17 protein-coding genes and 2 tRNA genes are annotated in these 20,605 nt (G+C 39.3%); 8 read left to right on the plus strand and 11 right to left on the minus strand.

What is annotated here, in order from left to right; translation table 11 throughout:
- Positions 1-47: 47 nt before the first annotated feature.
- The 10 genes from OQX61_RS07480 to OQX61_RS07525 form a co-directional block, all read right to left on the minus strand.
- Positions 48-812 carry a hypothetical protein gene (locus tag OQX61_RS07480; RefSeq protein ID WP_265841027.1) on the minus strand — a complete coding sequence of 255 codons (765 nt, stop codon included), beginning with the start codon at positions 810-812 and terminating at the stop codon, positions 48-50.
- A gap of 38 nt (positions 813-850) precedes the next feature.
- A complete protein-coding gene (locus OQX61_RS07485; protein WP_265841028.1) occupies positions 851-1,321 on the minus strand; it encodes a hypothetical protein in 471 nt (156 codons plus the stop codon).
- Positions 1,322-1,649: 328 nt separating this feature from the next.
- Positions 1,650-2,135 (minus strand): hypothetical protein, encoded by a 486-nt coding sequence (locus OQX61_RS07490; protein ID WP_265841029.1) that lies wholly within the window; start codon positions 2,133-2,135, stop codon positions 1,650-1,652.
- A gap of 145 nt (positions 2,136-2,280) precedes the next feature.
- Positions 2,281-2,793, minus strand: coding sequence for a hypothetical protein (locus tag OQX61_RS07495; protein WP_265841030.1), 513 nt, complete (start codon positions 2,791-2,793; stop codon positions 2,281-2,283).
- A gap of 951 nt (positions 2,794-3,744) precedes the next feature.
- Entirely contained in the window at positions 3,745-5,598 is a 1,854-nt protein-coding gene (locus OQX61_RS07500) for a hypothetical protein (RefSeq protein ID WP_265841031.1), read from the minus strand.
- Between the two features lie 190 nt (positions 5,599-5,788).
- Complete coding sequence (locus tag OQX61_RS07505; protein WP_265841032.1) at positions 5,789-6,262, minus strand: hypothetical protein; 474 nt, start codon at positions 6,260-6,262, stop codon at positions 5,789-5,791.
- Positions 6,263-6,381: 119 nt separating this feature from the next.
- The gene (locus tag OQX61_RS07510; RefSeq protein ID WP_265841034.1) at positions 6,382-7,173 is read right to left on the minus strand and encodes a hypothetical protein; all 792 of its coding nucleotides are present in this window, start codon (positions 7,171-7,173) and stop codon (positions 6,382-6,384) included.
- 248 nt (positions 7,174-7,421) lie between these two features.
- The gene (locus OQX61_RS07515) at positions 7,422-8,636 is read right to left on the minus strand and encodes a site-specific integrase (RefSeq protein ID WP_265841035.1); all 1,215 of its coding nucleotides are present in this window, start codon (positions 8,634-8,636) and stop codon (positions 7,422-7,424) included.
- Positions 8,637-8,761: 125 nt separating this feature from the next.
- Positions 8,762-8,844 (minus strand) — tRNA-Tyr (locus OQX61_RS07520).
- 92 nt (positions 8,845-8,936) lie between these two features.
- Positions 8,937-9,010 (minus strand) — tRNA-Ala (locus OQX61_RS07525).
- A gap of 197 nt (positions 9,011-9,207) precedes the next feature.
- Between OQX61_RS07525 and OQX61_RS07530 the strand changes: the two genes are divergently transcribed.
- The 8 genes from OQX61_RS07530 (at position 9,208) to OQX61_RS07565 (ending at position 19,546) form a co-directional block, all read left to right on the plus strand.
- Entirely contained in the window at positions 9,208-9,570 is a 363-nt protein-coding gene (locus tag OQX61_RS07530) for a hypothetical protein (protein WP_265841036.1), read from the plus strand.
- Positions 9,571-9,572: 2 nt separating this feature from the next.
- On the plus strand, positions 9,573-9,929 hold the full coding sequence (locus OQX61_RS07535; protein ID WP_265841037.1) for a hypothetical protein: 357 nt from the start codon (positions 9,573-9,575) through the stop codon (positions 9,927-9,929).
- Positions 9,911-10,441 carry a hypothetical protein gene (locus OQX61_RS07540; protein WP_265841038.1) on the plus strand — a complete coding sequence of 177 codons (531 nt, stop codon included), beginning with the start codon at positions 9,911-9,913 and terminating at the stop codon, positions 10,439-10,441. The genes OQX61_RS07535 and OQX61_RS07540 overlap by 19 nt, the downstream gene beginning before the upstream one ends.
- A 127-nt stretch (positions 10,442-10,568) precedes the next feature.
- A complete protein-coding gene (locus OQX61_RS07545; RefSeq protein WP_265841039.1) occupies positions 10,569-11,444 on the plus strand; it encodes an AraC family transcriptional regulator in 876 nt (291 codons plus the stop codon).
- A gap of 508 nt (positions 11,445-11,952) precedes the next feature.
- Positions 11,953-14,973 carry a TonB-dependent receptor gene (locus tag OQX61_RS07550; protein WP_265841040.1) on the plus strand — a complete coding sequence of 1,007 codons (3,021 nt, stop codon included), beginning with the start codon at positions 11,953-11,955 and terminating at the stop codon, positions 14,971-14,973.
- Positions 14,974-15,004: 31 nt separating this feature from the next.
- Positions 15,005-16,633 (plus strand): RagB/SusD family nutrient uptake outer membrane protein, encoded by a 1,629-nt coding sequence (locus OQX61_RS07555; RefSeq protein ID WP_265841041.1) that lies wholly within the window; start codon positions 15,005-15,007, stop codon positions 16,631-16,633.
- A 122-nt stretch (positions 16,634-16,755) separates the two neighbouring features.
- Complete coding sequence (locus OQX61_RS07560; RefSeq protein WP_265841042.1) at positions 16,756-18,570, plus strand: aryl-sulfate sulfotransferase; 1,815 nt, start codon at positions 16,756-16,758, stop codon at positions 18,568-18,570.
- Positions 18,571-18,643: 73 nt separating this feature from the next.
- On the plus strand, positions 18,644-19,546 hold the full coding sequence (locus OQX61_RS07565) for a hypothetical protein (protein WP_265841043.1): 903 nt from the start codon (positions 18,644-18,646) through the stop codon (positions 19,544-19,546).
- Between the two features lie 84 nt (positions 19,547-19,630).
- Here the strand turns inward: OQX61_RS07565 and OQX61_RS07570 are convergent, their stop codons facing one another.
- Positions 19,631-20,506: a hypothetical protein gene (locus OQX61_RS07570; RefSeq protein ID WP_265841044.1), complete on the minus strand. Its 876-nt coding sequence runs from the start codon at positions 20,504-20,506 to the stop codon at positions 19,631-19,633.
- Positions 20,507-20,605 lie beyond the last annotated feature (99 nt).

Here is a 20,605-nt window from a genome sequence, read left to right on the forward strand (position 1 = left end):
AAGAGCCACATTTTACTGTGACTCTTAAGCATTCCCCTATCTAATAACTATTTACATTCGTACGTAAACTTGTACTCCTCTGTTGATTTGATGGCAGGTGCATCTGTTATTGACACCTGTACCGAAGTGATCTTTCCACTGGCATTCTTTTGATAAATATAATCATTCGTTGATTGATTAATACCCGGATTAGTTATGTTTTTACTAGGTAGATACTTGGACTTCTGACCTATATAAGGTGTCACCCTTGAGCTGATCTCATCAAAATCAAGGAACTTATCCTCGTAAATCCAAGAGTACACGATTGCGTTATCGGCTTTTTCTACCCCATAGGTGAAGGTAGACCAAGGAGAGGAACCAAACGAGGCTGAAACTAGGTTACCGTTTAAATAGGTTAGGGTTTCAATATCCCCATCTACAGCCGCTTCAATAAGGTTTCCATCTGTATTGTATTTGAAGTTTAAAATATCTTTACCTTGTACTGCGGTTGTAATCCTCCCATTTGCATCAAGGTTGTACACTTCTATATCACCTGCAACGCCTTTCCAAGTAACTTTATTAGCTGCGTATGTGTAGGTCTCAAATTCGGCAGATTGTTCTTTACCGTAGTCAACGCGGGTTAACCTACCCTCATTATCGTAGCTATAGTAGTATTTATCAGTTACATTGGCATTACCATGCGAATGGGTGTGTTCAACCAGTTTTACATTACAGGTTAGTTCTTTGTCTGGCTCAGGGTCGTTTTTAGTTTTTGAGCACGAGGCGATGATTAGCAAACATAGTACCGATAGCGTTAATAGTTGTTTGTGCATGTTGTTATAATTGATTGTTAATATTTCTTCGTAGTTGACTATCGTGAGGTGTTTTGCGCTATGAGCGAACTGACAGCAAGCTCATAAGCCTGCTTGTGTGCAGACTCGATAGAACGTAACTCTTTGATTAGAGGTTCTAAATCACCTGTTGAGTATGAAAAATGGTTATCGCGAGTCATTTGTGATGGGTCTTTAACCGTTGTTACTATGATCGCTCCGATGTCTTCTCGCTTAAGCCATGATAAAAAACCATGCTGTTTATCAAGAAGGAGGAGTAGGCGGATACCCTTGCCAAAGGTTGTTTTCTCATCTGAATACCCTGTCAATAGTGATTTAGTTATTGGCATGAATACAGTGCCTTCTTTCTTCATGGTGAAATGTAACCTCATGATGGCTGTGCTCGTTTGGTAATCATTGATAACCATAACGTCGAAATCTTGCTTCTTCGGGGTTTCACCTAAGAGCTGTGTAAGTAGGATAGTTTGTAATCTGGACTTGTCTTGATTCATATATGAAATGATAACCGATAGTCCCCAACTCGGCGCGTTAATAAATGTAAAAGCGTGGAACCGTAGCCAATCCGCGCTTGAGGCCCTAGGAAGCCCAACACAACAGAATGGAACAGCCCACGCTTTCGCATGGACGTTCGCAAATCTGTCCTTGTTGTGTTTAAAATTTCCTAGGTTCCAAGCACAAGAACAAAAGCTAACGCTCTATATCTTAAATAATGTAATTCTATGTTATGGGTTTACTTTCTATTTCAGTCCTCCGTTTTAAGTTTGTGTAAAGTTAATGAAATGTAAATAGAATTAAAGGGCTGTTACACCCTTTATTTTCTTATGCTGCGACGTGTTCTAATGATGAGATGGTTACAACAGCACTCTCACCTTCAATCATGCGTTTATAGAAGAAGTTGTGGATATCCTTTGTATCTGTGTTCACCCTGACGCAGTCCTCAATATTGATGTCATTTCTATCAGAAGATGTGTGTTTAAAGATGCTCCTGAGCATCCTATTGAATATAACTGTACCAAACTTTGAAGTAGCTTCATTGTCATAGGTGTAATAAATTAGAAGAGCTCCATTCTTGCTTTTACTTAATGTAAGGTTCCAGAAGTAGGAAATGCTCTCTTTGATTAGGTTGGGATAGCGTTCATTACCAGCATGATCTACTGTAACTACAGCTCTGTACTTGTTCGCTTCAAACGGTTTGAGCATTTGTAATCCGTCATTTACGATCTGGGTAAATGCCCAATTGACTTCTTCATTTCTTAATTGTTCAGGGGTTAGTTCTGGTACCTGCTGTTGTACTTTCTTTGCCATTGTTAATAGGTTTTAAGGGTTTAAAATTGAGTGGACTGTCATTGGTTTAAAAGGTAAAATAGTGCGATGAACCACTTTTAGAAGAGGTTACCTTATAAAAAGTGAAGGCTTGCCATAATAATTACGACAAGCCTTTTTAGCTTCGTTAGAGTTGAAAAATGAAACGGGAAGGCTGTACCTGTAAACAGTTACGGAAGAAGGTAGGATAATCCGGTTGATTAACGACTTCGGTGCTATAACTGGCCATAGAGTACTTGTTTATCAATTGCATTATCTCTGTTTCGAGTGGACAGTTGTGGAACAGGTACTCAATCCTGTAGTTGTTTTTAATATCGCACTCCAAATAGAAGAAGAATGTAGGTGTCATTACAGTAAAGAGACCGTGTGAATCTGTTGGATCATCCGCATTATTGAACTCAATCATCACTTTATCTTCTTTATTGGGTAGTTGTGAGTACAACTCCTTAATCTTGCGGACGATTACGTGGTACATGTTTTCAATTGCCGGATTCAATGACTGTTGTGAGTCTGTAGAATTTAATTTCGCACGTTGGTGGTTTTTATATACTCTCTTACCCGATCGTAGTCTGCGTTCAATCTCTTGCTGTGACTGTAAATTTGTGTTGTTTTCTTTGTTCTGACGGATTTCTGCTCTCATTCTGACTGTTTATAAGGTGAATTAATCTGAGTTGATTTCTGAAAGAAAGCAGTTCTATCTATGCCAAATAAGGCTTGTATATACTGTTTGCTTTCGTATCGGCATCTAGTCGGGGGCTTAAGTCCTACCTGGTTCACTGAGCTTAACATACAGTCAGAATTTTATTCGAGCACTATCTTTAATAGTATGAAGGGAAATATGTCACCGTTTAAACAAGTAAGGGAAATAGGGGGATTGAGAGAGCCTCTCTGACCGCTTCATATATAGCGATATGCTTTCAGAAACGATGAAGGGAGGGGTGGGCTTAGAATCGGGCTCTGAAATTTTATATATATTGTATGTATTAGTATATGTTTACCTTTAACTTGATGCTACACAATTATAAATTCCCTCTTAAAGTTTGGTTAACCGGTGTATTCTTTGGACCCATGTTGATGATTGTATCAATGAAAGTACTGAGAACTGAGAATTTTGCAGATGTCTTCAATGGTTTATACCTATTGACATACTTCCTTTCTGTCCTTATTGGTGGTATCTTTTCCATCCCCTGCTTTCTCTTTCTTTGGTTATGCTATACCCTCTTAGTAAAGAAAGACACACCAATTTGGTTGTTAAGATTGGCACTTACATTAGTAAGCATTCTTTGCTGTGTTGCAGTTTTCATTCTAATCTCGCTACCCCACGTCAAAAACTTCTGGAGCAAAGCCAATATCTTCCTGATAGGTTCTTACTGCTTACCTCTGCTTGCCGGAGTATTCATTTATAAGGTAGCAGCAGTCAAAACTCAAAGTAAAGTGATTGAAGTATGAAGCAAATCGATCTATTGCTGATTTGCTGCCATATTCTTGAAAGTGTCAAATAACTTGTGTTATCGTCGTTCATTTGTATATATATAAAGAGGCGCAACTAACTTTTTTTAACACACTCATCAATAATGCGGGCTAATGCCCCTTAGTTGCCATTCGGAAATTCATGAAGTATCCAAACAGGAATCCTCTTAATCTTTCCGGTCTTTGGATCAATGGCACCTCCCACGTCATTTCTCTGGGTCTTTTTTATTAAGTAGATGTTCAACTCTTCTAATTGAGAGGCCTTCGCCTTTCTTATCTTACCATTATGTGCTTTAATTTTTAGGTCAGCATATATTTTTTTAAGTATCGATGCTATGCCATCAGTGGTATAAGGTATATTAACCTTATATGCAACCTTAGCTCTTAATTTTAGTTCATTTTCTTGGTTGGCATTACTATGTTCTATAAGAGCTTTTTTTATTGCTTTATCATCATAGCCTAGCTGTTCTAGCCCATCCTTTTTAAATAGCTTGTAAGCAATCAACAAGTCTTTGAACCCCTCCCGTAGCTTCCCAATAGTGATGTCGGCTTGAGTATGTGAATATTTCTCTGGATGGATAGCGTACTCCTCTATCAACTCGATGACCTGTTTGTTAACAGTAGATTTAGGTACACCTTTTATTACCAATGGCTTAAGGTTTTCTTGACGGGTTACTTCTGTTTCATAGTTCATTTCCCTCCATTGCCGTTCAATGGTACCAACATTGGAGTAACCTTCATGAGAATATTCCTCACATATTTTCTGATCAACCTTCATTGGATGAACATAGGCTTCTTTGGTAACTGATGTAAATTTACAGAACGGACTTACAAAGTTCCATGTTTCTTGCTTCTCTTCCATCTTGTCCTCTAGTGCCTTAAATTTAAAATCATTGTAATACTGGGTATGGTTATTAGCCTGATAGTACCAGTTTCTACTTATGTGATCAAATGATCTCACATCCTTATCTTCTTTACTAAAGTTGTTGGTGATATGGTATAATTTATGAGGTGAAACCTTTCTAAGCCTCCCTATAGCTTGAAAACCATTATAGGGTATTCCTACCAAGCTATGTTTTACCTTCACGTCAGTAACAAGTACTATAGTTGTTTTAACATCATCGAATAAATCCCAACCATCATAATATCTTGCACTATAGAAATTAAACTTCTTGTAGTCTTCAACGCGCGGTTCTTGTTTGAAATGTATTGCACTGTCGCCAAGCATTCTATGATTTCGCTCCTCATCACGACAGTAAACATTAACATCTTTTATCCCTGCTGCACGTATAACTTTCTCTATCTCAGTAACAGAATTATAGAAAATATGCACATTACCTGGGAACTTCTCGGGGTGAGTAAGGAAGTGATTAAGGATGGTCTTGGGGTCTTCATGGTCAACGATAGTGATCTTACCAAAGGGGTCATCATACGTGATCTTATAGTGTGTAAGTTGATTGAACCGTGGGTCGCTGTACGGAAAATACGTTGCTGTGCCTAGAGCTTTATTAGCAAACTTCCAAAAGTAGTCGAATGGCATAAGTATATATTTTCTGAATGCTTCTACGGCATAGCAGTGAGCTTCATCGAGTAGGCAAAAAAACTCTTTGTATAACCAATCCAATTTTTCAATGGCAATTGCAGCATCAATGATCTTCTTAAAGCCTTCCGGTGTAGTTACTAACTTCTTATACTCCACATCTGAGTTTAAGTACTCTCCAATTACCTTAGGCTTCACTTCATCTACAATCTTTAATGGCCGTTTGTATTTGTACTCTTTAACTTTTAAATCTATAATGCTTGTGTATGGTATGACAATAATGCTATGTCGCTCGGCATGAAATTCTGCATAGGTCATACCCAAGCCTGTCTTACTCTTGTCCAGATATGAGTTAGAAGGAATTAACTTGTCAGAGAAGGCAACTTCAAACCTATCAGTAATCTTTAAATTGATCTTTATTACTTGTGTTTGCATCTCTTGCTTTACAGAGGGGTTTGACTCCGTTGCTGCAAAAGTGCTGATGCCTAGATGCGTGAAAGGCAATGGTATTAAAAGGGTTTTACAAAGTTATATAGCCCTATATAACAAGAGCTTACAAGTAACATCATTAAACACAAAAGGAGCACTGCTAGGTGCTCCATGTCTATAAATTTACTGGTTCAGATTAGTATTCTATACCATCGCCTGTGCCGTAGTCAATCTGATCGTCACCTAACTCAACATCATCTGTTGATCGTAACAGACTATTTGCTAGTACCTCATCACCGGATGCCAGTAAATTATTAAGTGCATCAATAGAGATTGACTGGATTGGCAACAACTCCCATTCTAAAGTAAATTGCTGTTTGTCTTTGGTATACATTGCATCAGTTACTCTAACCTCCCTGTGATGCCAGTTCTCTTTATCAATAGCATCTGCACTAGTAAATGATTCCAGTTGTATCTGCACTGTAAAATCACCATCGTAGTCATCAGTTGGATTAAGCTTCCATTTTACGTTAGCCATTAAAGCCGGCTTACCATAACAGGTGCTTTTGAAAATATCAATGATCCTGTAAGTCCCGATTCTAGGGCAGAATTTACCTCTGCCAGTTACCTTGTTGGCTTCATATAAAGCCTGTTGTGCCAATATATCCATTATGATCTATGTGATTTGTTTATATCACACTACAAATGTCTTAGTAGCTCAGCTGGATAGAGGCAATAATATTTACCGCTTATCAAAAACTTATATAGCCAAATAGATCAATGTGTTACCTATATGTGATTTCTGAACATCGCGTGGATGTAGTCCTTTGGTTCAGACTCTATCTCCTCCCTGTCTACGTACCCAATTGATTCCAGTATATCGAAGAAGAAGTTTGCCTGTGCATCGGTAAGTAGTACATCGGGTAAGGCAGTTAATTTGGTCTCGTTTAAAAGGTAAACTTGTAAATAGAGACAGAATTCAACGAGTAGCTTCTTTACTCTTACCGTTGGCTTTCTTGGCTTAAGTTCTGCTGTTGCTTTTAATCTTTCAATTGAGATAGGTATGTCACTATTAAAATCGTCACCAAAGAGATCATATAGCAGTTTTTCGCCGAAGACACCTAGTGGGAAATCTTTGGTTTCAATGGCTTTGTAAATCTGTTCGCACATCCACTTTGCTACTGCTGTATCTTTAATGGCAACACTACCTGTAACAGGCTTTGCTACTAGTTGGAAATGCTGATTAGGTTTTGATTCCTTGTAGGCTAGTAGAAACTTTGCAACCTCTTTTGAGGTCTGGTCATCTGAGTAATTCTGTTGATAAGCATCATAGCGTTCCCTTATCTGTTCGTTCTTTTGTAGTATTAAATAGAGTAATTCGGCATAATGATCTTCAATACCATACTTTATTACAGCACTTCTCAGGCCTTCACAGACACGTAAATAACCTGCTTCACTCATGTATTCTAATATAACAGGAACGCCTCCTTCTTCCTGTATACGAGTTACATCGACATCAGTGATATTAGGGAAGAAGGTTTTAAGCTTGTTGAAGTCGGGGTTGAGTTTGGTTTCGTACATAGCATCTTTGTGAAAGCGGAGCGCTATTTTTTCACTCCGCTATAAATATATTTAACTGCGCCTAACTTCACAAGTAAATTGCGGGGTGGAAAATAGCGGCGGAAAAGATCTCAGAACCATCGTTGATCAAACCAGAACCAACTTCAAAGAAGGAGACAATACCATTCCATCTCCCATCATTTGTTTATAAGGTAACAGCAATGTATTGCAAGTAAGCGAAGCAGTGTAACCCACTTCGCTATATGGATTTAAATGCTTACACTTTTAGCAACTACTTCATTTGCATTATCTATAACCTCCTGATCGAAGGAGTCAAGATATACAGCGGTTGTTTTGTTACCATATTCATGACCTAAGCATTCCGCAATGATTTCAATACTGAACCCTAGCTTCTTACAAATGGTAGCCCATGAATGTCTAGAAGTGTAGGTCGTAATCGTCTCCTTGGTTTCTATTAATTCAGCCATTCGTTTTAAGTATTTATTAGCCAGTCTGGTTCTATCTTTTATAAGCCTCAATCTTACTTCCTCTGAATCAACCTTACGGTTTATAATAGGTAGCAGGTAGTTCTGAGAACGTGTAGAACTGTACAAGTCAATTATCTTCTGTGCTTGTGGAAGTATTTTAATATCATAGGTCTTCCCAGTCTTTTGTCGTTTATAATGTATCCTGCCGTTCTTAATATTGATTGTTTGCAGTAGGGCTAGATCAACGAATGATATACCCATTAGGTAGAATGACATCATAAACCAGTTACGAGCATGCCATATTGTAGAACCTTCCGGGAGATCCAATTGGAGAATAGCTGTTATCAATGATTTATCAATTGCTCGCTTCTTCGTTCGTTCAGCTTTCAGCTTTATATCATGGAAAGGATACAGATTCCTGTCAACAACTTTGAGTTTGATAGCTTTGTTATAGAAGGCTCGTAACGTTCTAATATAAAAGAAAGCGGTATTATGTTTTACGTCCCTTCTCAGCAGGAACTTATTGTAATTATCAAGGAATTCGAAGTCAATTTGTTCGAAGGTTAATGATTTATTGGGATGAAATCTCTTTAAAGCATTGATCGCTGACTCATAAACCCAAGCATTTCCAATCTTGTTGTCCATTTTTAATTCACTGATTAGATCACTTACAAAGGAGAATACGGTCGGAATGGGCTTCTTCTCTATTAATTGGATGGGCTTAGGACTTAAGTACTCAACTATACTTGCATCATCGGCTAGTAGTAATTCTGATTGTAAGTCGGCAAAGCTCTTTAGAAGGAACCTATTCAATGTAAGGGCGTTTGGATGGTTGCTTTTTATTGTTCTCTTCTGGTTATCCCATTGGTTCTCTTTTAAATAGATCTTTGATGATCTGGTGAAAGATTTGTTTAAGTGATAGATTCTAAAGTTAAGAGGGTAGGTTTCTTCCTTTGTGATTCTTCTTTTATCTAAGAAGACTTTAATAGTTACCATAACGTGTTTGGTTATGGTTAGATATCGTTTGTGTGCACGATTATGTGCACGGTAATGTGCACGATTTGATCTGCTTTAAAACAAAAAAACCTTCCAGTTTTAACTGAAAGGTTTTTCTATTGGAGTGGGGGGAGAAGGATTCGAACCTTCGAAGTCTTGCGACAACAGAGTTACAGTCTGTCCCATTTGGCCACTCTGGTATCCCCCCATTTTGTCTTTCTATCAAATAAACGAGAACGTTTACCAATAAAACCGACTCAGTATTACTAAAACTTTCAGATCCCTGAAGGTTTTTAAGGGTGGAGAATAGCGGAGTCGAACCGCTGACCTCTTGCCTGCCAGGCAAGCGCTCTAGCCAGCTGAGCTAATCCCCCTTGTGGCTTGTGGGTGGCAAAAATAGCAATTAGTTTGTGTAAAGCAAATAAAAACACATAATCGACTTAAAAACAGCCTATTATTTTTTGAAGCCATAATATCACTCAGAAAAGGGCTGAGTTAACAGGGTATAAATGGACCCGGGATCTGCATTTTACGGGTTCCAGTAAAGAAAGCACCAGGCATATCGATAATTTTGGAAGAAACAATTAACACTGTAAATCACACATTAAGCATTTTATCAATTATGGGGTTTTTCTCAGATCATAAACAACAAGAATTAGATGCAGCGGCACAAATCATGTATAACGACATGACTGGATTTTCAAGTCTCCTTGATTGTTCTAATGGGGTAATGACAGCATCAGTAAAACTCTATGCCGAAAAGGCAGAAAACTCAATTGTTTCATTTTGTCAAACTTGTAAAAGATATGAGGCTACGCACAACTTTGTTAAATGGGCCGGACAACAAACGATGGTTACAGGAGTACTTATGGCAGTTTCCGGATTTGCCAATGAAGTAATGAAAACTACCGGTTACCGGTTTACTAAACTATAATTATGGCGGTTAGTACACTTGAAGGGCTTTATGGGCTATATAAAACCCAGTACATCTTCAACAACGGACAGGCAAAGTTTAATAAAATTGAAGAGAAAATATTAAACTCAGCTAAGATTGCACAATTGCTGAATTTATCAATAACTCATGCAACAGATCCCTCGGAAGCTGATTTTGGTGCCCATATCCATAGCATTACCTATTTTATATTCGCTAATGCGGAAACCTGCGCAATGGGAGAACTTATTGCAATGAAACATTGGGACGAGAAAGTAAATGCCAGATATAATTTCTGTTCTGATCATGCACTATGTCTTAAAGGAGAGGCCGTTTTTAGGAGATGGAAAATACGAACATGATCATAGCCGTTTTATTATTTTTATGTCAGTCTGCTAAATCTCAACGTGCGGCAAATCTTGATTTTAAACATGGGTTTAATAAGTTTGATCTTGGCTCAACACTGAACAGCATTAAAAACAGGACTTCCGTAAACAAGATCGAAAGTAATCAGCCAGACTTTGAAAGTTACCAGGTAAATTACCCATCAAATTATAAGCTTTTTGGGTATCCCCCTAAAACAATTGTGCTGGATTTTTACAACGGTTTATTAACTCAGATTACAGTTGGTATGCCCCGGTATGAATCTTTAAATGCAAGCCTGTTGATCAGCTCCGGAATTATCGACCGGTTAGAAAAGCTGTATGGTAATTGGGAAGATTTGCAGCCATCGGGTAATATGATCACTTTAAAAAGTATCGTAAGAAAGAAAACTGCCTTGTTTTTTCAAACCTTTCCGGATTCCGCTGCCAAAGGCGATACTTTTATTTACATCAGTATTCCTCTGCTAAACTTAAGTAAAATCAAAACTTAAATCCTGCGCTTGTTCCATTGAAATGCTAATTTTTTTTTACGTTAATACCTGCTTTTTATAAGATTGACCATGATAATGCCTGAAAATAGCTAGCTTAGAATCAGCTAACCAAATAGAGCATATAAGAATGATGATATCAGATATATACAGGGAAAAATCTCCGCTGTCGGAGAAAGACTGTTTTGTAGTTTTCGACCGCACCAAATCATCATTTACTTTTCCCGTACATGTACATCCAGAGTATGAATTGAATTTCGTAGAAGGGGCAGCAGGTGCCCAACGTATTGTTGGCGACTCCATTGAAACCATAGGGGATAAAGACCTCGTGTTTATCGCCAATCCGGAATTAAAACACGCCTGGAAAGATGGTGAATGTACGGCTACCGATATTCATGAAATCACCCTTCAGTTTCACCCTTCTTTAATTGAACAATGTTTAGATAAAAAGCAATTTCAAAGTATTCAGGAACTATTTATCCGTGCGGCTAAAGGCGTTATTTTCGGCGCGGCGACTATTGAAAGGATTCTCCCTCTTTTGAGAATCATTACCATGGAAAAAGATGGGTTCTATTCCGTGATGAAGTTATTTATCCTTTTGTATGAATTGTCAAAAGGGGAGGATGTGAGAGAACTTTCCAGTGCTTCTTCTCCGGAAATGACCACTAATGAAATTATGATCAATAGATTACACGGTTATATTTCCGGTAATATCGCTAAGATGATTTGCGTATCGGATGCGGCGGCGGCTTTAAACATGAGCAGATCTACTTTCGCGCGCTTCATAAAATGCAATACCCAAATGAATTTCACCGATTACCTGTTCGATTTCAGGATAAATATGGCCATGCAAAAGCTGAAAAAATCTATTCCTATTGCAGAGGTGGTCGCACATTGTGGATTTAACAGCATCTCCTATTTCTACCGCGTATTTAAAAAGGCTAAAGGAATTACTCCAGCTGAGTTTCGCGACAGCCATAAACAACAACAGCAACTCATCATTTAAGCTAAGCGTCGGCGGTATAGTATAGCTGGTTTTCGGTAACTGCCATATCCCTTGGATTTTAAAAAGGTCTTGATTCTTATAAATCAGGACCTTTTTTGTGCAATTACCGGAGCGCAACACACTGAAAAGAGCGCATAGTTCAAGTCTATTGAGCCAATTGTACAAATGGGTGTAGGTGTAATTGGTTGATTTTTAGATTATTGAAGTAATTTCTTCCCCCGGGGTAATTACTCCTAAAGCCAGCAGATTACCCGGCAGACAGAAGCTATTTGGACGATATTTCTCCTGTTTATCCTCATTTTCAACAATTCCTGCCGGAATAAAGAACGAAAAGTCCAATTCAAATGAGCAAATTATGCAATTTCTCAATTTCGTTTTCGGCTAACTTTATCCTATAAACCAAATCAATATTAACTGTATGAGACAGCGATGCTTATCGCCTGGTTACCGAAAGGTAATTCAGGGATATCCAGGCTTCGTTCCTTAATAAACCAAATCAAAACCAAATATGAAAAGAATTGTACTAATGCTGTTTCTTGCGACATTAAGCCTGTTTTCATGGGCTCAGCAAGCAATTACTGTGAAAGGCACAGTGAAAGACACGGATAATAACCCCTTGTCTGGTGTTTCCGTTGTGATCAAAGGCTCTCCGGGTGGCACAATGACCAATACTGATGGAAATTTCAGCATTAATGCGGCCAAAGGAAAGGTACTTGTGTTTTCTTATGTAGGCATGCAGAAAACGGAAGTTACCGTTGGAAATTCAACTACGATTCAGGTAGTCCTGTCGGATGATGATCAGCTGGATGAAGTGGTCGTGGTAGGATATGGTACGGTTAAAAGAAAAGACCTGACCGGTGCTGTGGCTTCCATAACGGGTAAAGAAATGCAGGCAGATGTGGCAAAAAGTACCAGTGCTGCTTTGCAGGGCCGTGTTGCCGGAGTAAGCGTTTCCAGTGTGAGCGGTCAGCCGGGCGCAGGAATGAGCATTAACGTTCGTGGTTTGAGTTCATTAGGTTCCAACACGCCTTTATATGTGATTGATGGGGTATATGGTGATATCAATATGGTAGATCCTTCAGATGTTGCCTCATTAGAAGTGCTAAAAGATGCTGCTGCGGCGGCCATTTATGGTTCGCGTGCTGCAAATGGGGTAGTTTTGATCACCACAAAAGGAGGTAAAAAAAATACAGCCTCGACGATCAGCACCAGCGTATATACAGGTGTTCAAAGGATTGCCAAAAAACTGGATGTACTCGATGCGCAGCAGTGGAAAAATATCATGAACCAGTCTGGCTATCTGCCTAAAGAAGCAATAGATTTTCAAGGCTCTGGTACCAATTGGCAAGATGAAGTTTATCGTACCGCGCCAATTACAAAGGCAAATATAGGCATCACCGGAGGTTCGGAAACGAGTACCTATAACGTGTCCGGAGGTTATATCAATCAGGAAGGTATTTTGATCAATTCAGGATATGAGGCATTTAACCTTCGTACAAAAAATACTTTCTCTTTCTTTAACAATCATTTCCGTGTTGGTAATACTTTATTATTAACCACAGCAGAGCGAAAAGATAACCGTTTAACCATTACCGATCCCTTGCGTCAAAATCCTTTACTGCCCGTTTATGATGCGAATCAACTGGGTGGTTACGCTGGTATTTTGCCATGGATGAAAAATATGGACAACCCTGTCGGATATTCCAAATTGTTTGATAATAAATTGAATAAAACAGACATCTTATTGAATGCTTATGCGGAAGTAGATTTAGGTATTGAAGGATTGAAATATAAACTCAACTTCGGTTACAATAGAAATAATGGACGTAATTATAATTTCAATGCACCATACAATTTTGGTTCCGGTGCAGTTCAGTCCAGACTGGATGAGTCTGCCTATTTCAACAACCAATGGTTAATTGAAAACACCTTACATTTTGACCGTACCCTCGGAAAACATACCATATCGGCATTGTTAGGCTATTCTGCACAAGAAAATTCAAACCGTTCTTTCGGTGCCGGTCGTTCCGACATTCCTTTCGGAACAAATTCTATCGGTGCCGGTTCTACCACACAACAGTCCACTTCAGGCTCCTTGCAGGAGAACTCTTTAGTTTCTCTTTTCTCCCGTGTGATGTATAGCTATGATTCAAAATATCTGTTCTCAGCCTCTGTTCGTAGAGATGGTTCTTCACGCTTTGGAAATGGGCATCACTATGGGGTGTTTCCTTCAGTTTCTGTGGGATGGAATGTCATGAATGAGAACTTTTTTGGAGACTTAAAGAATACGGTGAATGAGTTTAAACTCCGTATGAGTTATGGGGTGTTGGGTAATCAGGAGATCGGTAACTATACTACTCAAAACATCAGCAGCAGCGGTATCAATTATATTCAGGGTGGACAATGGTGGATGGGTAGCAGTACCGGGATCACCTGGGTTTCTCCGGGAAACTTAAGCTGGGAAGAAACAAAAACGAGTAACATAGGCTTAGATGCTAGCTTCTTCAAAGGGAAGTTATCACTTACCGCAGATTATTATGTTCAGGAAACTGATGATGTATTGTTGGATATCGCAATGCCGGGTTCTACAGGGATCGATGGCAGTCGAACGATGAACGCTGGTGTCATCACGAATAAAGGTTTTGAGTTGTTATTGAACCATAAAAATACGGTTGGAGAGCTGACTTACAACATTGGTGTAAATCTGTCTACCGTTAAAAATAATGTTAAAGCAATTACTGTTGGTAGCTCTAAACAAGAGTTTGGAGGTTATAATCCACAAGGTGAAGGAACCATTACCTGGGCAAAAGTAGGTGATCCGATTGGTGCATTCTACGCGATCAAAACTGCTGGTTTATTCCAGACTGATGAAGAAGCACAAGCCTATAAAACTCCGGATGGAAAAGTAATTCAGCCAAAGGCTAAAGCAGGTGATATCCGCTTTATAGACTTTAATGGTGACGGACAAATTACTGACGACGACCGCCAATACGCGGGTAGTCCATTCCCGGATTTCAGCTACGGTATTCGTGGTAGTGTGGCTTATAAAGGTTTCGATTTAGGCGTTTTCTTTGACGGTTTGCAAGGGAATAAGATCTACAACTTTACCCGTGCCCGCATGGAATCTATGAATGAGTTTACCAATTTCGGTACAAACGTATTGAATGCCTGGTCTCCGGATAACAGAAATACTGATGTTCCCCGCTTTACGCAACAGGACGAAAATAATAACAGACGTCGTGTGAGTGACCGTTGGTTAGAAGATGGTTCATTCTTCCGTCTGAAAACCATAGAACTGGGTTATACTTTCGCAAATGAATTGGTTAGCAAAATCCATGTTAGAGATTTAAGAGTTTTTGCCTCTATGGACAATGTCTTTATAGCCACTAAATACAAGGGGTATACGCCGGACCTTGGTCAGAATGATGATCAGAATGGTGGTGGATCCAGTACCATGTCAAGAGGAACAGATCATGGTCGTTTCCCTTCTTCAAGGACCTTAATCTTTGGCCTTCAATTAAATTTCTAATCATTAAAAGGAATCACTAAAAAAACTAAGTATGAAAACGAATATATGGAAGCAACTGTCTCTGGTTGCAATAATGACAATAGCTGTGGGAGGTTGTAAGGAGTCCGAATTTCTGGACCGTGTGAACCCAAATCAGGCTGTAGAAAAAACTTTCTGGGTTTCCGAAGCGAATGCGCAATCTGCAATGGCGACTGTTTATTCTCCTATCCGCGGACAAATGTACGGCTACTACGGTGGATATACCGGTTGGCATACCATGAACCGTGCTGATGATGTCTGGTTTATTTTAGGAGAAGAGATCTTGAACTGGGAGCCGGCTACCTTTGCTAATACGGCCAATACTGCAGAAAGCGATTTTAGCAGATTATATAAGACAATCAACCGTGCCAATGTGCTCCTGAGTAATATAAAAAAGGTACCAATGAGCCAGGAAAAAATCAATGAGCTTTCTGCTGAAGCCAGTTTCTTAAGAGGATTTTCTTATTTTCTTCTGGCCACCAATTTTGGTGATGTACCCTTGCGTTTGGTTTCTGCCAGTGAAGATCCTAATGAAGTCATGAAAGCATCTGCTCCGGAAGAATTGATCTGGAAACAAATCGAAGCAGATTTCAAAGCGGCCAAAGAATTCTTACCAATAACACGACCTGCAGCTGAAGCTGGAAGGATAACTAAAGGTGCTGCAATTGCCTACTTAGGGAAATCATACAATTATAGAAAGATGTATGCAGAGGCAGAAGCAGAGTTGAGCATCATTATGAAAGCACCTTATAGCTATGATTTGACGACTAAATTCGAGGATAATTTCACCGAAAATACCGAGTTAAATAAGGAGTCTGTTTTTGAGTTAATTTATGATGGAAGTTTTGGAAGTGGTTCATGGGGTTCGGAAAGTGCAACGAGTACTCAAGGGTTTGTAATCGCGAATTTTGTAGGTCCACAGGGTACCGGTGGTTGGTTTAAATGGATGCCAACTGCGGCTATCGTAGCGGATTTTATCAGTGAAGAAAGACCAGCAGGATCCGATACCAGATTTGATAAACGTATGTACACCAGTTTTTTCTGGAAACATTCGGATTTTGAGACCGCTACACCTGATGGTGCCTGGTTTGGAAATATGACTTTTGATCAGATTTGGGATGCTTCGGCCACCAAACGCTTGAGAGGTGAACCGGATTATCCGACCATCAACGGAAAAAAAGGGCGCTTCCTGATCAAGAAGTTTACCAATTTTTATAAGAATGAAGCGGATGCGAATAGCATGTATAATCAGAAAAACCAGAATAATAACCTGCGTTTGATGCGCTTTTCTGAAGTGCTGTTATTGCATGCAGAAGCAGCAATCAAAACAGGGAAAATTGGTGATGCTGCCAGTGACTTGAAGCGTGTCCGCGATCGTGCAGGATTGGCCAATAAAACCTGGAATGGCCCGGATGATTTATGGAAAGAAGTAATTCATCAGAATGAACTGGAGTTCTTCTTTGAAGGTCACCGTTTCTTCGACCTGAAACGTTTTTACAACTATGCTCAAATGAAACAAGTGCTGACAGATAATAAAAAACAAGGTGCAGAAAACTTCCAGCCGAAACATTTTTACCTGCCAATTCCTCAGAATGAGCTGAATACCAATACTTCTATTCAGCAACATCCATTGTGGAGATAAAGATTGAAATCCTGAAGCTATTGATTTCAAAATGCCGTGATCAGCAGTTTGAAAATAAAATGTAATAAAAAACTAAGAGGTGGGGAGATTTTTATTTCCTCACCTTCTTCATATAGACTATTATGATTGGGAAAAGAAGTTTTTTTGGCTTAAAAACAGGATTGCTATGCTGTGCATTCCTGGTTTTTATAGCTTGTAAAAAAGATAAGGTGCTGCCACCGGCAGGTCTTGAATACCAGAATTCATTGGAAGGAATGGTGAATAATGGCATTCTGCTCAACAGCTACACCAAAGAGAATGAAAACTATGTTTTTCATTTTGAAACCGGTGATATTGTGGTTCCACAGGCGCTGATTTCGAGTGTTGAGGAACAACCTGCATTATGGAAGACCGTGTTGAAGTTTAAAGATGAAAGGAGCCTTTCCTTACTATCAAAAGGGGGCGCTCTGGATTTTATACTGAAAGATCAGGCATTAAATCCATCGGGATATAATCCTTTGTCGGCAACGGTGGAAGTATTGTTGCCAGGCAGGGGAAGGGTACAGGTGATCGTGGAGGGGAAACCCGGTACAACAGGTACGATTAAACACTTATTTGCAGCCTCAAATCCCAGACAGGTCATCCCTGTGTTCGGCCTTTATGCCAATTATAACAATCAGGTAGATCTTGTTTTTACAGATATGGAGGGGAAGGAGCGCGGTCGTACCCATATTCAAATACAAACGGCTGCTCTTGACGTCAAAGCATTCCCGACTTTCGAAACTATCGTTGCGCAAAAGGACAGAATGGAGCCGGGGTTAAACCTGGTGAGCTATCCCGGAGAAAGTGAACTGGATGTTTCCTGCCCTTACATGCTCGATGCTGAGGGGGAAATTCGTTGGATACTGATGTTAAAGCAATCACCTGTATTGCAGAGGTTTGCTGCCTCAATTGGGTTAAAACGGATGAAGAATGGAAATTTCCTTAGCGGTGACGGACAGGAAAGTCGTATCGTGGAAATAGATATGTTCGGTAATCTGATCAATCAATGGGATTTAAAGAAATTAGGCTATACTTTTCATCATGAGGCTACAGAAGCTTCCAATGGTAATTTCCTGATCACGGTTTCTAAATCTACAGCCCGTTTGCTGAACGGAAAGCCACGTATCAATGACCATATTATAGAATTAAATCCATTATCTGGTATGGTTGTGAAAGAATGGGATTTAGCCAATATGTTGGATAGCTCCCGGTACGACCGTCAAGGTGATCCGGCAGGAGTAAATTATTCACAAACGGCAGGAAATTGGGCACATAATAATTCCATTGCAGCACTCGGAAATGATTTTCTGGCTACGGTACGTTTTCAGGGAATCATGTCTTTTACAAGGGGAGGAGCGGTAAAATGGATGATTTCTCCACATAAAAACTGGAGCAGCGCTTATCAGCAATATTTATTGTCGCCAGTGGATGGCCAGGGACAGTTAATTACAGATGAGAAGGTGATTTCCGGAGCAGTTGCCCATCCTGATTTTGATTGGTCATGGGGCCCGCATACACCTGTGTTGATGCCTGATGGCAATATTTTGGTTTTTGATAATGGATATAACCGCCATTTTAACAACACAACCCTGGGTAGCACTGGTGGTTACAGTCGGATTGTGGAGTATAAGGTAGATGAAGTAAAAAGAACCGTGCAGCAGGTATGGGCATACGGAGAAAGCAGAGGTGCCAAAGGTTTTTCTGCAGCACTTTCAGGAGTGCAGTATTTACCGAAAACAGGTCATGTGATGTTCTGTCCCGGTATGGGCGTTAAAACAAATAAAGGATTAGGTGGCCGGATTGTAGAGCTTGATCCTAAAACAAAGGAGGTGATTTATGAGCTGGAAATTACAGCGCCAAGTGTTTCCGCTTTTCACAGGGTGACGCGGATGGCTATGTATCCTGAAAACAGGTAATCATTTAATGATTTCTCTTTATGATTTGATTCCTCAGAATAGTACAATAACTTGTAGGCAGAAAAAACATATCATGCTGAAATCGATTTTAACTACCTGCGTACTAATAATGGTAATTGCTTCCACTAGTTTGGCGCAAGGACCAGAAAAGGTGAGCAATGAAAAACTATTTGGGAAAGATTGCTACTATTTACTCGAAATACCGGCAACGCCAGTGATAAAAGGGGTGTTGGTATTGGTTCCCGGGTTTGGAGAACATCCTTATTCGGTAACCGCACAGACTTCTATCGTACAGGAGGCCATTAAAAAAGATCTTGCCGTGATCATGCCGGGCTTATCACCAAAAAACGACAAATTTACCATTACTGAAGAAGCGACCAAAAGGCTGGGGCAGATGATCGCCCATTTTTATGCTGCAAACAAGATAGATACCAGTGTACCCTTATTTCTGGGCGGATTCTCCATCGGAGGAACTACCGCAATCGCTTATTATACCCATCAGCAAAAAGTACAGGGAAAGGGCTTTCTCATCCCTAAGAAAATCTTTGCCATAGATCCACCATTAGATTTGGACAGGTTGTACCGGTCATTGTCGCGGCTGGGAGAACAAGGCCTGACAAAAGAAATGGAGTCCTTAAAGAATACTAATGAAAAGTTGACTGATGGATTAATCCGCAATTCCTTTTACACGCCAGGTATGGACTTTAAACAATTGCCTGATTATAAAAATACGGCATTGCGCTTATATTCAGAACCTGATATTCTTTGGTGGATAAAAAACAGAGGTATTGATTATTCCGATATCAATGTAGTAGATGAAGCAGGGTATGTCAATCGCTTACTTAAAAAGGATAAAGAAAATCAAGTGGAATTGATCCTGACGAAAGATCGTGGCGTTAGATACGGAGGACAAAGACATCCTCATGCCTGGAGTTTAGCAGAGCCAGTAGAATTGATCTCATGGCTTCTGAAATAAGGTCCGCAGCTGAAAAAGTATTTATAAAAAAAGCTTATATCATTTGTAAATGATATAAGCTTTTTTTATAAATCAGACCGTTATTTATTTGACAATTTTACCATCTTTTAGTGATTTGAATTCAAAGCCAACCATCGAAAATGCGGATTGAGGTTTAGGTACATAAAGATTTTTTATGATCAGTTCAATCATTTCTAGTTTAGGGTTCTCAGCTACAGCCTTCCAGTCATCCAATTTGCCGCCTAGAAAAGAGAAGTTAAAGGTTTCATATAAGATAATGTTCTTTTTCAATTCTGCTGATTTAAGACCTTTGTTATTTATCTGGTCATCTAAGTAAGCTTCTAAAGCAGGGATTAACAATTTCGGGTTGGTATCACTGATGATTTCAGTAGTATAAGACAAGCCGAATCCAATGTTAGACAAATAAGCGCCGGATGATTTTGCTTGTGCCAATTGAAACTCATTGTATAGTTTAATGTTTTCATCCTTGATCGTGTTAATGTCCAGGTGGAAATAAGTCGACTTTAAAACTAAGGTAACTTTAGTTTTTGTTTTTGTTGCAAGGGAATCTGGCGAGTATATTGCATAGCTGATTCCTGGCGTAAAAACTTGAGTGGAGTTATTTACAAACGAATTGTATGCTGTTAGGTAGTTGGATAAATTAGCAGTCTCTAATGCTTCACTTTTGATTGCTGTTCCATCGATAGTCCTCATGGTCATTTCAGAATTGATAAGCTCAGCACCAACAAGGGGGTCTAAAAAACTGTGTGAGCCACCATATCTAGTAAGAGAACCTACATAAGCGACTTCAGGAAAATTTTTCATTTGGGTTTCAGGAGTATTATTATAACTGGTTTTAATGACATTGATGAACGGATTAACCTCTTCAGTCACAGCCGAATCTTTTTTACAAGCTAAAACAAACAGCATCGGAATAAATAATAAAGCGTATTTTTTCATATTTAATTAAATAAGATTAAGATTTCGAATATATGAGAATTAATTAAGGTTATAATTCTACATAAAAACAAAGAAGGTATCTTTTCTGTTAGAACCTTG

It is taken from the genome of Pedobacter sp. PLR (genome assembly GCF_026239675.1).
In the GTDB taxonomy this organism is placed as follows: domain Bacteria; phylum Bacteroidota; class Bacteroidia; order Sphingobacteriales; family Sphingobacteriaceae; genus Pedobacter.

Bases quoted from the DNA above. Each gene is read 5' to 3' on its own strand.
- OQX61_RS07480 (WP_265841027.1), bottom strand. From the start codon at position 812: ATGCACAAACAACTATTAACGCTATCGGTACTATGTTTGCTAATCATC.
- OQX61_RS07485 (WP_265841028.1), bottom strand. From the start codon at position 1,321: ATGAATCAAGACAAGTCCAGATTACAAACTATCCTACTTACACAGCTC.
- OQX61_RS07490 (WP_265841029.1), bottom strand. From the start codon at position 2,135: ATGGCAAAGAAAGTACAACAGCAGGTACCAGAACTAACCCCTGAACAA.
- OQX61_RS07495 (WP_265841030.1), bottom strand. From the start codon at position 2,793: ATGAGAGCAGAAATCCGTCAGAACAAAGAAAACAACACAAATTTACAG.
- OQX61_RS07500 (WP_265841031.1), bottom strand. From the start codon at position 5,598: ATGCAAACACAAGTAATAAAGATCAATTTAAAGATTACTGATAGGTTT.
- OQX61_RS07505 (WP_265841032.1), bottom strand. From the start codon at position 6,262: ATGGATATATTGGCACAACAGGCTTTATATGAAGCCAACAAGGTAACT.
- OQX61_RS07510 (WP_265841034.1), bottom strand. From the start codon at position 7,173: ATGTACGAAACCAAACTCAACCCCGACTTCAACAAGCTTAAAACCTTC.
- OQX61_RS07515 (WP_265841035.1), bottom strand. From the start codon at position 8,636: ATGGTAACTATTAAAGTCTTCTTAGATAAAAGAAGAATCACAAAGGAA.
- OQX61_RS07535 (WP_265841037.1), top strand. From the start codon at position 9,573: ATGGCGGTTAGTACACTTGAAGGGCTTTATGGGCTATATAAAACCCAG.
- OQX61_RS07540 (WP_265841038.1), top strand. From the start codon at position 9,911: ATGGAAAATACGAACATGATCATAGCCGTTTTATTATTTTTATGTCAG.
- OQX61_RS07545 (WP_265841039.1), top strand. From the start codon at position 10,569: ATGATGATATCAGATATATACAGGGAAAAATCTCCGCTGTCGGAGAAA.
- OQX61_RS07550 (WP_265841040.1), top strand. From the start codon at position 11,953: ATGAAAAGAATTGTACTAATGCTGTTTCTTGCGACATTAAGCCTGTTT.
- OQX61_RS07555 (WP_265841041.1), top strand. From the start codon at position 15,005: ATGAAAACGAATATATGGAAGCAACTGTCTCTGGTTGCAATAATGACA.
- OQX61_RS07560 (WP_265841042.1), top strand. From the start codon at position 16,756: ATGATTGGGAAAAGAAGTTTTTTTGGCTTAAAAACAGGATTGCTATGC.
- OQX61_RS07565 (WP_265841043.1), top strand. From the start codon at position 18,644: ATGCTGAAATCGATTTTAACTACCTGCGTACTAATAATGGTAATTGCT.
- OQX61_RS07570 (WP_265841044.1), bottom strand. From the start codon at position 20,506: ATGAAAAAATACGCTTTATTATTTATTCCGATGCTGTTTGTTTTAGCT.